Below are 13,652 nucleotides of genomic sequence, written 5' to 3'. Positions count from 1 at the left end.
CAACTCGTCGGGCACCAGCCGCCGCGACAACTCGTCCATCACGAATCATGATCTTGCCCGCACCGCAGCCAAGATCCAAGTGAGACACGCTCTTAGCGTCGAACGGCACCTGAACGAGCGCGGGACAAGGAGGTCACCGTGGCCGGGAAGTTCGAGGTCTACCGGGACAAGGCGGGCAAGTACCGCTTTCGCCTCAAGGCCGGCAACGGCGAAGTCGTCGCTGTCGGCGAGGCCTACGAGAGCAAGTCGAGTGCGCGAGCCGGCTGTGAGGCCGTCCAGCGAGCCGCCGCCGGAGCGTCGATCGTCGAAACCGACTCCTGATTCGCGGCAGCCGGGCTGGAGCGCGAGACCCGCGCTCCAGCCTGGATTCAGCTGAAGTCCCCGGCGTGGTCCGCGGCCCACTCGGCGAAGCCGCGCGCCGGGCGGCCGGTGACCTCCCGGACGGTCTGCGTCGTCGGCTGCGGACGGTCCACCAGCGCGGCCAGCCGCCGGATCCGGGCCTCGATCACCTCGGCCGACCCGACACTGCCGAGCCCGCGTGCCTCGAACGCCGCGGTGAGCTCGCGGCGGTAGTCGTCGAGGTCCTGGGTTTCGACGCGGACCGGCCGTCCGGCCACCCGGCCGAGCACCGACGCCTGCTGCCGCACGGTGAGGGACTCGGGACCCGTCAGCGCGTACGCCGCACCGCGGTGCCCGGAGGTCGTCAGAGCGCACGCGGCGACGGCGGCGATGTCGGCTTCGTGGATCAACGCCGAATGCGAATCCGGGAACGGGTCGCGCACGACGCCGTCGCGGACGGACCTGGCCCACAGCAAGCGGTTGGCCGCGAACCCGCCGGGACGCAGGAAGGTCCACGGGATCCTCGAGTCGCGCACCGCCTGCTCGGCTTCGCCGTGGGCGCGGGTGATGGCGTCTTCGGACGCCGGATCCGCGCCCAAGGCCGACAGCAGCACCACCTGCGTCAAGCCGCGCGCCCGGGACAGGAACCCGCCCAGACCCGCGGTACCCGCATACAGGAACGCCTTCGTGACGCCGTCGAGGGCCGCGTCCCAGCTCTCGGGCCGGGCCAGATCGGCCGCGACCACCTCCACCCCGCCGGGCAGCCGAGCTCCGCCCGGGTCGCGGCCGGCCGCCCGGACCTCGTGTCCGCCGTCGAGCAGTTGTCCCACCAGCGCGCGGGCGACGTTCCCGCGGGCGCCGGTCACCAAGATCGTCATGCGCTCACACTCGCCGCCGCGGCACGGACCGGGGTAGGCACTGGCGGTACCACCCCGGCGCGGGGTGATGATGGGAGCGTGGACAGGACGGAGCTGAGCGGGTTCCTGCGCAGCCGGCGGGACCGGCTGCGGCCCGAGGACGTCGGCCTGGCGCCCGGCCCGCGGCGGCAGGCACCGGGGTTGCGGCGCACCGAGGTCGCGCTGCTGGCCGGGATCTCCGTCGACTACTACGTCCGGCTCGAACAGGGACGCGGGCCCCGCCCGTCGGAGCAGGTCCTGACCGCCCTCGGCCGCGCGCTCCGGCTGACCGGCGACGAACACGCGTACCTGCTGAGGCTGGCGCGCCCGGCTCCCGCGTCCGCGCCGCGGCCGGTGCCCGGGAACGTCTTGCGGCTGCTCGACCGCCTCGGCGACGTACCGGCGATGGTCATCGACGCGAGCTACGACCTGGTGGCGTGGAACCGGATGCTGGTCGCGCTGATCGGCGACCCGGCCACTTGGCCGCCCCAACGGCGCAACCGGCTGCGGCGGCTGTTCGACACCGGCGACGCGATCACCGGCAACCGCCTGGACCTGGCCCGGCTGTGCGTCGCGGACCTGCGCGCGAGCGGGCGGTACCCGGCCGATCCCGCGGTGCGCGCACTCGTCGGCGAGCTGCTCGACGAGAGCCCGGAGTTCGCCCGGCTGTGGGCCGAGCGGGAGGTCGTCGTGCAGCGGACGCTGACCAAGCGGACCGTCCACCCGGTCGTGGGCCCGCTGGAGCTGGACTGCGAGATCCTCGCCGTCCCCGGGTCCGAGCACCGGCTCCTCGTCTACACGGCGGCGCCCGGCACCCCGTCGGAGGACGGCCTGAAGCGGCTGCTCGCCGGGTGAAAGCGCCTCCGGCGGCCCGGCTTGCGGCCTCGCCGGCGGTACCCGTGGCATCGTGGCCTCTCGGTGTTCCGGTCGACACGGGGGTGTGATCGCGGTGCCAGAGCTGTCCGGGCGAGGCCTGCGCTGGGTGACCGACGCGGTGGGCGGCGGCGTCCGGGTCGCCGCGGTCACCGGCTTGCGCGAGGACGCCAATCCGTGGTTGCTGCGGTTCGAACCGGCCGACCGAGCCGAGGCGGCCGTCCTGCGGCTCGGGGACCCCGCGGATCCCGAGCACTGCCTCCGGTTCGCGACCGAGGTGGCGGCACTGCGAGTCGCCGGTGAGCACCGGCTGCCCGCCGCCTGGCTGATCGCCACCGATCTCGACGGTGCCGCCACGGGTGCTTTGGCGGTGCTGACCACCGTCCTGCCCGGGCACAGCCGGATCCCGGCGGTCGCCTCCGCCGGGCGGCTGCGGGGCTTGGGAGCCGTGGCGGCCGCCCTGCAGTCCGTCCCGCTGGCGCCGCGGCCCGCTCTGCCGCTGCGGACCCGCTCGATCGCGGACGTGGACTTCGCCGCCCAACGCCGGGAAAAGGGCACCACCGCGTTGCTGGCGGCGGCGGAAGAACGCCTGGACCAGCTGCCCGTGCCCGAAAGCCCGACGGTCTTCGTGCACGGCGACCTGTGGTTCGGGAACACCCTGTGGTCCGGCGACCGCTGCACCGGACTGGTCGACTGGGACTGCGCCGGCGCCGGATCGCCGGGGATCGACCTCGGCGGGGCGCGCTTCGACGCGGCCCTCATGTACGGGCTGCCCGCCGCCGAACAGGTGCTGGAGGGCTGGCAGCGGGCCGCCGGCCGCCGGGCGGACCAGGTCGCCTACTGGGACGTCGTCGCCGCGTCGGGCACCTTGGCCGACATGGCGTTCTGCGTTCCGGCGCTCCACGACCAGGGCAGAACCGACCTCGACGCCGGCGTTCTCGGGCAACGCCGGGACGCGTTCCTCAGCGCGGCACTGAGCCGGCTCGCAGGCAGTGCCTGATGTCTTCGACGTGGTGCGTGACCTCGTGGGCGGCCTGGCGGACCAGCCACCGGGCCGTGCGGTGTTCGCCCGGCAAGCGGGTCACGACGCGTTCGCAGTCCGCCGGGGTCAGCCGGTCGATTTCGTCGCCGAGTCCGGCGGCGCAGGCCGCGAGCTCGTCACGCACGCATTCGAAGGCCCGGTCGTTGTAGCGGAAACGTCGTGCGCGCAGGTCGTTGAGCATCGGCTCGAGCACGGGCCGGTCCTCGGTGCGGGCGCGGTGCACCCGGATCGTGTACGTCACGCAGACATCGCGCAGGTGGAGGAGGTACTCCAGCGCCGACCAGCGTTCTGGCGCGGGCCGGCGCCGGAGGTCCTCCCCGGCCACGGCATCCACCGCATCGGGCAGCGACGCGATGATCGCGCGGGCGGCGTCGAGCGTGAGCGTCGGATAGGAGACTCCGCATTCGGCGCAGGTGTGGTCTTCCGCGGCCAAGGGCGGGATACCGGCGGGCGGCTCATCGGGCATGGCCACCATCATGGCCGCGATCGCCCGCAGGGTTGCGCTGAACGGTCAGGAACCGGACAGTGGCTGACTGAACCGGATGCTGTTGCCGAAGGGGTCGCGAAGGCCGCAGTCGATTCCGTACGGGCGTTCGGTCGGCTCGTCGGTGAACTCGACGCCCTTGGCCAGCAGCGTCTCGTAGGTCTTGCGGCAGTCGTCGCTGCCGAAGAACAGCGAGCCGCCCATCGCGCCCTTGGTCAGCAGGTCACGGACCTGGTTCGCCGTCGCCTCGTCCATCCGGGGCGGGCCGGGCTTCTCCAGGAGGATCTCGCGGTCCGGCTGACCGGGCACGTTGATCGTCAGCCACCGCATGAAGCCCAGGTCGGCGTCGGTGTGGACCTCCAAGCCGAGCTTGCCGACGTAGAAGTCGAGCGCCTCGTCCTGGTCGAGCACGAAGATCTGAGAGATCGTGATTGCGTTGAGCATGGGGGCGACGGTAGTTCAGGTGCGCGCCGGAGCGCTTATCCGAAACGATCAGTTTCGCGGCCGCATCCACGCCATGGCGAAGCAGGTCGGCACGCCGGCCAGCGGCCCGCGCCGCCGATAGGCGGTCGGCGACTCGCCGACGATGTCCCGGAAGGTCCGGCTGAACGTCCCGAGGCTGGTGAAGCCGACCTCCAGGCAGATGTCGGTGACGCTCCGATCGCCCGAGCGCAGCAGGAACATGGCCCGCTCCACCCGCCGGCGTTGCAGGTAGCGGTGCGGCGTTTCGCCGAAGGTGGCCCGGAAGGTCCGGCCGAAGTGCGGCACCGAGACGTGCGCGACCCGGGCCAGCGCGGGCACGTCCAGAGGCTTCGCGTAGTCCCGGTCCATGGTGTCGCGGGCCCGCAGCATCCTGCGGTTGACGTCCTCCACGGCGCGGCTCACCCCCGGATCACACCACATCGGGACGCCTCAAGGAGCACGGCGGGCGCCGCCCGTCAGCAGCTGCCGGCGGAACTCCGCGGGCGTCAATCCGTTCTCCCGCTTGAACACCTGCCCGAAGTGCGACGCGCCGGGAAAACCCCACCGCGCGCCGATGGCGGACGCCGGAACGTGCGCCAGTGCCGGGTCGGCCAGGTCGAGCCGGCAACGCTCGAGCCTGCGCTCGCGGATGCGGCGGGACACCGTGGTGCCGGTCCGCTCGAACAGGCTGTGCAACGCCCGTGACGAGAGGAAGTGCGCCGCCGCGATCCGGGCGGGGTCGAGGTGCGCGTCGGCCAGGTGGCCGTCGATGTAGGCGAGGATCCGCTCGAGCAGGTCCTCCTGCGGGGCCCGCGCGGGGACGCGGTGCCCGAGCTCGCCGCGCAGCATCGTACCGACGAGGGTCATCAGGGACCGGATGGCGGTGGGTCCGTGCGGGCCGAGCGCCTCGAGGTTGCGGTTGACGCTGAGCACCGTGCTCCACACGGTGTCGGTGAGTCCCGGTCCGCAGGCGAACGGCGTCGCGGTGATCTCGGCCAGCGGATCGTCCTGGCGGGGGGTGATCGCGGTCTTGGGGAACCGGATGCAGGTGGAGCGGTAGCCGTCACCGACGGTCAGGACGGCCGGTTTGCCCGAGTCGTACAACGCGAACAGGCCCGGCTCGAGCCGGGCGACGCGGCCGTCCTGGGCGATCCGGATGTCGCCGGCGAGCTGCAGGGTGAGCACGTAGAACCCGGCGTCGGCGGCGCGGATCGTGCGCTGGTCGCGGTAGGCGGCGTGCCGGCCGGAGGCCATGTCGACGAAGCTGACCCCGTGCAGGTGGCGGTCCCGGACCCGGCCGGTGAACTTCTCGGGCCGGTCGCAGTCGAACTCGAAGGTCAGCACGCTGCGCCGGACGGCGTCCGCCCAGGACGTGAGCGTGATCGGGCGCGGCGCGACGCCGGTGAACTGCTCCGCAAGCGATGTGAATGACGTCATCGTCAGCTCCACGGTCGGTCAGCACACGGTACCCAGCCGCCCCGGCGCGGACCAGTGCGCTGGTTCGACATCGCCGTGCGCTCTCGCGCCACCCACCGGCCCGCCGCGTTCCTAGAGTTCGCCTCGGCGGACATCTCAGTGTGGAGGAGCCACCCATGACCTACGTGCACGGTTCGCACCACGTGACGCTCTCCGTGGCGGACGCCCAGGAAGACGTCGACTTCCACGTCAAGATCCTCGGCATGCGCTTCATCAAGCGCACCGTCCTGTTCGACGGCTCCCTGCCGATCTACCACCTGTACTACTCCAACGCCGCGGGCGACCCGTCGAGCGTGGTCACGACCTTTCCGTGGGCCCAGGCCGGGTTCTTCGGCAAGCGCGGCACCAACCAGGCCCGCGAGGTCCTGCTGTCGGTCCCGGACCACTCGCTGGACTTCTGGCACGGCCGGCTGACCGAGCACGGCGTCGAGGTCACCGACGTCGAACGGTTCGGCAAGCGCCGGCTCGCGTTCCGGCACCCGTCGGGCATCGAGTACCTCTTCGTCGGCAACAGCGGCGACGAGCGCGTGGGCCACCCCGGTCACGGGGTACCGCCGGAGCACGCGATCCACGGCATCCACGGCATCGGGGTGCACATGGCGACCCCCGACCGCATGGTCGAGTTCGCCGGCGAGTCGTTCTTCGCCCGGGACGACCTCGCCGAGGAGGGCGACGTGATCGGGCTGCAGATCGGCGACGCCAAGCACGGCAACCACCTCGAGATCACCGTCAACCGCACCGACGACCAGGGCACGTGGGGCTACGGTGCCGGCACCTACCACCACTTCGCGTGGAACGCCGCCACCCTGGAGAACCAGGACGCGCTGAAGTTCGAGATCGAAGGGCGCGGCTACACCGACATCTCGGAGCTGAAGGACCGCAAGTACTTCAAGAGCGTCTACGTGCGCACGCCGAGCGGCGCGTTGTTCGAGCTCGCCGTCACGCACGCCGACGGCGGCTGGACCTGCGACGAGTCCCCGCACGAGCTCGGCACCCGCTTCCAGCTGCCGGAACAGTTCGAACACCGCCGCGACGAGATCCTGGGCCGGCTGGAACCGATCGACATCTGAGGGCGGGAACCGTGACCGCACCGCACGTGACCGGCGGGCACCGGGTCACCGTCCGGCGTGGACAGTTCTGGGTACCCGGCGAACGGGTGCGTACGGAGCACGGGACCGTGCAACGGGCGCCGCTGTTCGTGCAGTGGGAAGCACCACCGGGAGACGCCCATCCCGTCCCGCTCGTGCTCGTGCACGGGGGCGGCGGTCAGGGCACCGACTGGACCGGCACCCCCGACGGCAGGCCGGGCTGGGCGACCCGGTTCGTCGAGGCGGGCTTCGCGGTCTACGTCGTCGATCGCTGTGGGCACGGACGCTCGCCGTACCACCCCGACGTGGTCGCCCCGATGGGCGCGCCGTTCCCGTACGAGGCGGCGCGGGCGCTCTTCCTCCCCGAGGAAGCTCGCGACGCGCAGACGCAGTGGACGTACGGGCCCGAGCACGTCGACCAGCTCCTCTGCCCGATGGGACCGCTGCCCGCGGACCTGGCCGAGTCGCAGCGCCTCGACGCCGACCGCTTGGGCAGGCTGCTCGACATCGTGGGCGAGGCCGTGCTGGTGACCCATTCGGCGGGCGGCCCGGTCGGCTGGCTGACCGCCGACGCGCGCCCGGACCGGGTCGCGGCCATCGCCGCCGTCGAGCCGATGGGTCCCCCGTTCGCGGAGTTCCCCGGGCTCGGCACGCTGACCTGGGGCCTCACCAGCGCCGAGATCACCTGCGCCCCGCCGGCCGCCGACCCGGCCGACGCCGACGGCCGGCGCATCCCGGCGCTGGCGGGCAAACCGGTCGCGGTCGTGACCGGCGGCGCGTCGGCGTTCGCCGGGTTCGCCCCGCAGGTCGTCGCATTCCTGAACGCCGCCGGGGCCCACGCCCGGCCTCTGCACCTGCCGGACTTCGGCATCACCGGCAACGGGCACGGCCTGATCTTCGAGGCGAACTCGGACGAGACCGTGAAACCCGTCATCGACTGGATCCTGGCCACGCTGCGCACCCGAGGACGGACATCGTGAACCACCTGCACGTCAGCGACGAATTCGACGCGGTCATGACCCGGCTCGAAGCGATCGCACCGGTCATCGAGGAGAACGCCGACCAGGGCGAGGTACTCGGTCGCGTACCCGACGAGCCCGCCAAGGCCCTGCAGGGAACCGGCGCGTTCAAGATCGGCATCCCCCGGGAACTAGGCGGGTACGAGTTCTCGCCACGCCAGGTGATCGACACGATCGCCAAACTGTCCTATGCGGACGCTTCGGTGGGCTGGGCCTTCATGGCCGTGCAGATGGTCACCGGCACGACGGCCGCCTACCTCGGCCCGGAGGCCGCCGCGGACCTGTACCCGGACGCCGGCCACGGCGGCCACGCGCTCATCGCCGGCCAGGGCACCAAACTCGGCACGGCCGTGCGGACCGACGGCGGCTACCGCGTCAGCGGGCACTGGCACTTCGCGTCCGGGATCTCGATGGCGACCCACATCCACACCGCCGCGCTCTGCGCGGAGACCGGCGAGGCACTGGTCTTCACGCTGCCCAAGGAGCAGGCCACCGTCATCGACAACTGGGACGTCATGGGCCTGCGGGCGACCAGCAGCCACGACTACGTGTGCGAGGACGTGTTCGTGCCGGAGAGCCACGTCTACGGCATCGCGACCACCGACGTCCGGCACGGCGGCGCGATCTACCGCATGGGACTGGCGAACATGGCCGGCGTCTGCCACACCGGGTGGGCGCTCGGGGTCGGCCGCCGGATGCTCGACGAGCTGAAAGCCTTGGCGGCCAAGAAGACCGGCAGCCCGGGCGCGTCGGTGGACACCCAGCAGTTCTACGCCGAATACGCCCAAGCCGAGGCGAAGCTGCGCGCGGCGCGGGCGTGGGCGACGGAGGTCTGGGCGGACAACGAAGCCACCCTGGACCGCGGCGAGCCGCTGGACACCGGGCAGGAGACGTCGACGCGGCTGATGCTCAACAACACCACGTGGTCGGTGCACGCCGTGGGCCAGACCGTCTACAAGTGGGCGGCGACGGCGGCCCTGCGCCACGGCGTCCTGCAGCGGTTCTTCCGCGACCTGCACGCGGGCACCCAGCACATCACCTCCAGCCCGGTCGTGCTGCAGAACTGCGGCAAGCTGCTCAGCGGCCTGGCACCCGGCGCGCGGTGGGTGTTCCTCGACCTCCAGGAAGCACCGTGACCCCGTCGCTCACCGAGTGGGGAGTCCCGGCGGACCGGGCCGCCCTGGCCGTGCTCGCCGTGCACGGCCGCGACCAGAACCCGGATTTCATGCGGGCGACGGCTCAGCGGCTCGGCACGGCGTCAGCGCGGTTCTTCGCGCCGGAGGCCGAGGGCAACACGTGGTACCCGTTGTCGTTCCTGGAGCCGGTCGAGCGCAACCAGCCGGCGCTGGACCGGTCGGTGCGGGTGCTGGAAGCGTGCCTCGACCGGCTCGCCGAGACCGGTTTCGGCGGTGACCGCGTGGTGCTGTGGGGCTTTTCCCAAGGCGCCTGCCTGCTGTCGCACCTGGTGCTGAGCGCCCCGCGGCCGGTGGCCGGACTCGTCCTGTTCACCGGCGGCTACGTCGGCACGACGCCGCCGGTGCCGGACGAGAAGGCCCTGCGCGGAGTTCCGGTGGTACTGCGGAGCATCGAGGACGACCCGTGGGTCCCCCGGCACCGGGTCGAGGAGACGGCCGCGTTGTTGCGGCAGGCCGGAGCGGAGGTGGACGTGCGCATCGACCCGGGCACCGAACACATCATCACCTACGAGGCCTGCGCGACGGCCACCGAGCTGCTCAACGCGATCGCCGTGCGCGCGGCCGGCTGAGCGCCCACGCAGCTCACCTCCGCCGAATGAGCTACGGCCGGTGAACGGCTTTCTGAGGCCATCCGCACAACGCGCGACCGGCTGCGACGGCCGGGGTTCGGATTCGTGCTGTGCGCCGTTCCCCTTCGAGTCAGTGGTCGAGCGCCCTGGGCGATGTCGGCGAGATCCAGGTGGGTCTTCCGCTGCGCGCGGCCGGGCCGGGTACCGCGGCGGCGCAGCCGGCGCCGCGATCCCGCCCGAGGTGCGCGACGTCGAGACAGCGATCACGCGCCCGGCCGCTCCCGCGGTAGCTCCCCGGCAACAAGCGACAACACCTCCGGCAACCTCAAGCCAGAAAACGTAGTGCGGGCCACAGTCTGTTACGAATATCCAACCTTCATCGAAGGAGATAACGGATTGCTGCAGATATTGATTATCTGTGACTAAATGCGCCCCCATGCCTCAGACACGCACTACGCCACCCGACAACGCAGCGTGGGTCCGATATGTAGCCTTTGGCAAGGTCTTCACCTGATCAGACCATTGCATGTTGCCACCTGGCCTCAGCAAGATGGAAAAAGATGCCGGATATCGCTCATGAACCGGACCACGGCCGGTGAAGCATCCGGCGCCGAACCCGCGGAGAGGGCGGCGTTAAGGGGGGATAATGATTGTCGATACTCAATGATGAGTCGTGCCCATTTTCGGGGATGCCGCCGCCTCGATCGTCACAGTCGAGAAGCCGGCCGAACCTCGTCATCGCAGGTAGTACCACTCGCGGAGCTCGCAACACTCTGAGGGTCAGAGCACCGACCGCGTTGGCGGCCAATACCGACCACAGCCGACTACCGGCTCGTCAAGACCCGGGCTTGCCGCTGCGAGTAGTCGACATAGTCGGTTTGCTTGTAGACCGACACGCTCACATTGTCGCACTCGCGGTAATACCGCCAAACTACACTACAGCGGCGCCGGCGCCTCCGCTTCCGATGAATCCCGGCTTATCCGGCCTTCTTGAACAAGTGAATGCCACAGGCACTTCATCTCCTTCGGCCGACGCCTCCGACGCGGCAGTCGAATCCACGAATGGGTTCCTGCGCGCGCTCGACCAGGCGACACCCCGCGACGCGGAGATTTACCTGGTCAAGCACCACAAGGGCACCACGGGGAATGTCGATGCGATGCGCTCGTCATCACCCGAGGACGTCCGTCATCTCGAGACGATCGCCGAATCGAAGGAAGCATGGGCTGACGAGGTCAGCCGCTGCTTGGGGCATCGTCACGCCCGGTTTTGCCACGGACGGGCCGGTGCGCTGGCAGTGGCACTTCGCGATTGGCGCCAGACCGTGGGCCACGACGACCGCGCTTTCGTCTGGATCGGCGACCGGAAGTCTGTCGAAGAAGCGGCCGGACGTCGCCTCGCAAACTCCTGACCACGGAAAGTACGACCCGTCTCACCGAAGGCGGCCGATCAAACGCGAATGAGCAGCACCAAGAGGGGGACGCAGTGATACTCGACAACGCCATCGCGCACTACTACCCGCAGATCGAGACCGCGGTCGATCAGCTCGCCGGCGGCGAGGATCCCGCAGCGGACACCCGGTTCTCGCCCGGTGTGAAGCTGCCGACCATGTCGCAGGCGGTGCGCGAGTACTTGTCGGTCTCGTCGCTCGCACACACGACGGTCGGCGAATACCGCGGTCACCACATCTCGTTGCTCGATCTGACCAGGAACCCGGCGACCAAGACCACCAAGACCTTCGCATCACTCGTGATCGTGGGCCGGGCTGTGCGGTTCATCCACGATACCGGTCAGCGCGTGACGATCGTGACGCCTTCCTCCGCCAACAAAGCCGTGGCCCTGCGCGACGCGGTCTTCCGGGCGATTCGGTGCGGCCTGGTCGACGCGGACCAGCTCAACATCGTCACCATCGTGCCTCGCGGCTCCGCCCACAAGTTGCGCACCTCCGAACTGGCGACCGACCCCGACCTCCGTCGGCGCAATCCGATCGCGGTCTACGATGGCGCATCTCCCGGCACCGTGAAATCCATCGCCGGCGACGCAGTCGCCACCTACGGTGACGCGCTGGAAGACACCGCGAAGACGAACATCTGGTACACGCTCAAGCTCGAAAACTACCTTGCCGCCGACGTCATCCGAGCGTTCGCCGAGCAAGACTTCTTCCCACCGCAAGCCGGCCACCACCGGTGGCACGCCCACGCCGTCTCGAGTGCCTACGGTCTTCTCGGGCACGCATACGGCCGCCAGATGCTGCAGCCTACAACGGACGCGGCAGTGGATCCGGGCTACTTCCTCATTCAGCACCTCGGCGCTCCCGACATGGTCCTCGGCTTCTACGGCAGCCGCGACGACGGGTTCACCAGCGCGCCCCACTACGCCTACGACCGGTCGGAAGGCCTGTACCGCCAGGACGAAAACCGGCACTTCCCCCAGGTCACGTTCGATCCCGACGAGGTCCTGGACACCACCTTCTACACCCGCACGCCGCCCACGATCCCGCGGATGAACGCGCTCATCCACGCCCACGGGGGCGGCGGGATAGTCGTGTCCCTCGCGGAGTGCCTCAACCGCTTCGGGCAGGTCCGAACCATGCTGCGTGAAGCTCAGGTGGAGATCCCGGCAAATCCCAGCCACATCCACGAGTGGTCCCTCGTCATGGCGCTGACCGGGGTGCTCAATGCCATCGATCGCGACATCATCGACGTCGACGACGTCGTCATACACGGCTCGGGTGCCTATTTCCGCGCCGACGTCGACCCGCTCGGCTCACGCGACCTGCACCCCGTCGGCACCGCAGCAGAGCTGCGCGACCTGATCCTCGGGTCCAGCGCGCTCTGACTCCTCACCAGGCCGGCACCGAAACGACAGGCAGGACCACCATGACCACCGCAACCGCACCAACGACGCGCGGAGCGCTCCTCGCCGACCAATTGCACCGCTGGGGATTCGGTCCCTTCCTCGGAACTCCGTGCGGCATCCTCGCACCCCTGTACTCCACGCTGGAGACGCACTACGGCCTGACGACCATTGCCCGGGAGGACAACGCGATCGGCATCGCGGCCGGTGCTGCCTTGAGCGGCCAGTTCCCCGCCGTACTGATGCAGAACTCGGGTCTCGGACAATCCGTGAACGCGATCGCGTCCCTGGTCAGCCCCTACCGCCTTCCGATGCTGTTGATCGTCAGCATGCGCGGCACCGATGCCGACACGACCGAAGAGAACAAAGTCATGGGCCGGGCCACCGAGGCCTTGCTCGAGCACGCTGGGATACCCACGACGTCGCTGACCGGCGCGCGATCAGCGACGCAGCTGTCGTGGGCCCACGACCAGGTCATCGGGCAACGCAAGGCCGCAGCGGTGCTGATTCCACCCTCACTGTTCGGCTGGCGCCCATGACCGGCCTGTCCTCCGCGAAGCGGTCACCGGTGGTCGGCATCCTCGGCGGCATGGGGCCTTCGAGCACCGTCGACTTCTACGCCAAGCTCGTCCGGGCGACCCCGGCGCAACGCGACCAGGACCACCTCCGCGTCACGATCTGGGCGGATCCGAGCACACCGGACCGAACCCAGGCGTTGCTCGGCGATGGCGCCGACCCGACACCGTGGCTCGTCCGCGGCGTCCGCACGTTGATCACGGCGGGAGCGGACGTAATCACCATTCCGTGCAATACCGCGCACGCCTTCATCACCGCGATCACCGACGAAGCCGGGCGCGTTCCGGTCCTCAACCTCATCCACCACGCTTGCCGCCGCACGCGGCAAATCGACCCGCACATGCGTTCCGTCGGCCTGCTGGCGACGACCGGAACGCTGAAGGCCGGCTTGTACCACGAGCCGTTGCGGCGTGCCGGAATGACGGTCCTCACCCCGGACGCGCGCTCGCAAGCCACCGACGTAATGCCCGCCATCGCCGGGGTCAAGGCCAGTCACACGAACAACGGCGTCCTGCGCCGGCTGATCGACGAGCTGGCCGAGCGAGGAGCCCAAGCCATCATCGCCGGCTGCACCGAAGTCGCCCTCGCCTTGCAAGGCGTCCGCCCCGCGGTGCCCATCATCGACCCGGCGCAAGTCCTCGCCGACGCCACCGTCGCCTGGGTGCAAGCACAGGGCAAGGAACACCGACGCGACACCTCACCGGAGAGCCATGTCAGTCCTCACATCTCGGCATCTGCATGAACCACGCTTACCGTCGCGGCTACCTGCCTACTCGCG

General features: G+C 70.2%; 16 protein-coding genes. 11 read left to right on the top strand and 5 right to left on the bottom strand.

Annotated elements, in window-relative coordinates; all coding sequences use genetic code 11:
* Window positions 1–138: 138 nt before the first annotated feature.
* Window positions 139–321 carry a YegP family protein gene (locus ACZ7OH_RS46225; protein WP_470286732.1) on the top strand — a complete coding sequence of 61 codons (183 nt, stop codon included), beginning with the start codon at window positions 139–141 and terminating at the stop codon, window positions 319–321.
* A gap of 47 nt (window positions 322–368) precedes the next feature.
* Here ACZ7OH_RS46225 and ACZ7OH_RS46220 read toward each other — a convergent pair whose 3' ends face one another.
* Complete coding sequence (locus tag ACZ7OH_RS46220) at window positions 369–1,217, bottom strand: SDR family oxidoreductase (protein WP_470286731.1); 849 nt, start codon at window positions 1,215–1,217, stop codon at window positions 369–371.
* A gap of 78 nt (window positions 1,218–1,295) precedes the next feature.
* Between ACZ7OH_RS46220 and ACZ7OH_RS46215 the strand changes: the two genes are divergently transcribed.
* Both ACZ7OH_RS46215 and ACZ7OH_RS46210 read left to right on the top strand, forming a co-directional pair.
* A complete protein-coding gene (locus ACZ7OH_RS46215; RefSeq protein ID WP_470286730.1) occupies window positions 1,296–2,090 on the top strand; it encodes a helix-turn-helix transcriptional regulator in 795 nt (264 codons plus the stop codon).
* A 94-nt stretch (window positions 2,091–2,184) separates the two neighbouring features.
* Window positions 2,185–3,108 (top strand): aminoglycoside phosphotransferase family protein, encoded by a 924-nt coding sequence (locus ACZ7OH_RS46210; RefSeq protein WP_470286729.1) that lies wholly within the window; start codon window positions 2,185–2,187, stop codon window positions 3,106–3,108.
* Here ACZ7OH_RS46210 and ACZ7OH_RS46205 read toward each other — a convergent pair.
* The 4 genes from ACZ7OH_RS46205 to ACZ7OH_RS46190 are packed head-to-tail and all read right to left on the bottom strand — an operon-like array spanning window position 3,071 to window position 5,533.
* Window positions 3,071–3,616 (bottom strand): DinB family protein, encoded by a 546-nt coding sequence (locus tag ACZ7OH_RS46205; RefSeq protein ID WP_470286728.1) that lies wholly within the window; start codon window positions 3,614–3,616, stop codon window positions 3,071–3,073. The genes ACZ7OH_RS46210 and ACZ7OH_RS46205 overlap by 38 nt on opposite strands.
* Before the next feature lie 45 nt (window positions 3,617–3,661).
* On the bottom strand, window positions 3,662–4,078 hold the full coding sequence (locus ACZ7OH_RS46200; protein WP_400891567.1) for a VOC family protein: 417 nt from the start codon (window positions 4,076–4,078) through the stop codon (window positions 3,662–3,664).
* A gap of 48 nt (window positions 4,079–4,126) precedes the next feature.
* Complete coding sequence (locus tag ACZ7OH_RS46195) at window positions 4,127–4,486, bottom strand: helix-turn-helix domain-containing protein (RefSeq protein WP_400893398.1); 360 nt, start codon at window positions 4,484–4,486, stop codon at window positions 4,127–4,129.
* A gap of 60 nt (window positions 4,487–4,546) precedes the next feature.
* On the bottom strand, window positions 4,547–5,533 hold the full coding sequence (locus ACZ7OH_RS46190) for an AraC-like ligand-binding domain-containing protein (protein ID WP_470286727.1): 987 nt from the start codon (window positions 5,531–5,533) through the stop codon (window positions 4,547–4,549).
* Window positions 5,534–5,688: 155 nt separating this feature from the next.
* Between ACZ7OH_RS46190 and ACZ7OH_RS46185 the strand changes: the two genes are divergently transcribed.
* From ACZ7OH_RS46185 to cuyB, 8 genes are all read left to right on the top strand, one after another.
* Window positions 5,689–6,642, top strand: coding sequence for a VOC family protein (locus ACZ7OH_RS46185; protein ID WP_470286726.1), 954 nt, complete (start codon window positions 5,689–5,691; stop codon window positions 6,640–6,642).
* 11 nt (window positions 6,643–6,653) lie between these two features.
* A complete protein-coding gene (locus ACZ7OH_RS46180) occupies window positions 6,654–7,640 on the top strand; it encodes an alpha/beta fold hydrolase (RefSeq protein ID WP_470286725.1) in 987 nt (328 codons plus the stop codon).
* On the top strand, window positions 7,637–8,815 hold the full coding sequence (locus ACZ7OH_RS46175) for an acyl-CoA dehydrogenase family protein (RefSeq protein ID WP_470286724.1): 1,179 nt from the start codon (window positions 7,637–7,639) through the stop codon (window positions 8,813–8,815). Before ACZ7OH_RS46180 ends, ACZ7OH_RS46175 begins: the two co-directional genes overlap by 4 nt.
* Window positions 8,812–9,444, top strand: a complete 633-nt coding sequence (locus ACZ7OH_RS46170) for an alpha/beta hydrolase (protein ID WP_470286723.1) — start codon at window positions 8,812–8,814, stop codon at window positions 9,442–9,444. Before ACZ7OH_RS46175 ends, ACZ7OH_RS46170 begins: the two co-directional genes overlap by 4 nt.
* Before the next feature lie 998 nt (window positions 9,445–10,442).
* Window positions 10,443–10,853, top strand: coding sequence for a hypothetical protein (locus ACZ7OH_RS46165; protein WP_470286722.1), 411 nt, complete (start codon window positions 10,443–10,445; stop codon window positions 10,851–10,853).
* 74 nt (window positions 10,854–10,927) lie between these two features.
* Entirely contained in the window at window positions 10,928–12,280 is a 1,353-nt protein-coding gene (locus ACZ7OH_RS46160; protein ID WP_470286721.1) for a DUF6002 family protein, read from the top strand.
* Window positions 12,281–12,321: 41 nt separating this feature from the next.
* Window positions 12,322–12,837, top strand: a complete 516-nt coding sequence (locus ACZ7OH_RS46155; RefSeq protein WP_470286720.1) for a thiamine pyrophosphate-binding protein — start codon at window positions 12,322–12,324, stop codon at window positions 12,835–12,837.
* Window positions 12,834–13,616 (top strand): cysteate racemase, encoded by a 783-nt coding sequence (cuyB, locus tag ACZ7OH_RS46150; RefSeq protein ID WP_470286719.1) that lies wholly within the window; start codon window positions 12,834–12,836, stop codon window positions 13,614–13,616. Before ACZ7OH_RS46155 ends, cuyB begins: the two co-directional genes overlap by 4 nt.
* The last annotated feature ends 36 nt before the right edge of the window (window positions 13,617–13,652 follow it).

This window comes from Amycolatopsis sp. NPDC114478 (genome assembly GCF_055633805.1).
The sequence above is the reverse complement of the archived record's forward strand: the minus strand, read 5'-3'. Positions and strand labels throughout refer to the sequence as shown.

Excerpts from the sequence above, each read along its gene's own strand:
- ACZ7OH_RS46220 (WP_470286731.1), bottom strand. The coding sequence starts at position 1,217 with ATGACGATCTTGGTGACCGGCGCCCGCGGGAACGTCGCCCGCGCGCTG.
- ACZ7OH_RS46205 (WP_470286728.1), bottom strand. The coding sequence starts at position 3,616 with ATGCCCGATGAGCCGCCCGCCGGTATCCCGCCCTTGGCCGCGGAAGAC.
- ACZ7OH_RS46200 (WP_400891567.1), bottom strand. The coding sequence starts at position 4,078 with ATGCTCAACGCAATCACGATCTCTCAGATCTTCGTGCTCGACCAGGAC.
- ACZ7OH_RS46195 (WP_400893398.1), bottom strand. The coding sequence starts at position 4,486 with ATGCTGCGGGCCCGCGACACCATGGACCGGGACTACGCGAAGCCTCTG.
- ACZ7OH_RS46190 (WP_470286727.1), bottom strand. The coding sequence starts at position 5,533 with ATGACGTCATTCACATCGCTTGCGGAGCAGTTCACCGGCGTCGCGCCG.
- ACZ7OH_RS46185 (WP_470286726.1), top strand. The coding sequence starts at position 5,689 with ATGACCTACGTGCACGGTTCGCACCACGTGACGCTCTCCGTGGCGGAC.
- ACZ7OH_RS46155 (WP_470286720.1), top strand. The coding sequence starts at position 12,322 with ATGACCACCGCAACCGCACCAACGACGCGCGGAGCGCTCCTCGCCGAC.
- cuyB (WP_470286719.1), top strand. The coding sequence starts at position 12,834 with ATGACCGGCCTGTCCTCCGCGAAGCGGTCACCGGTGGTCGGCATCCTC.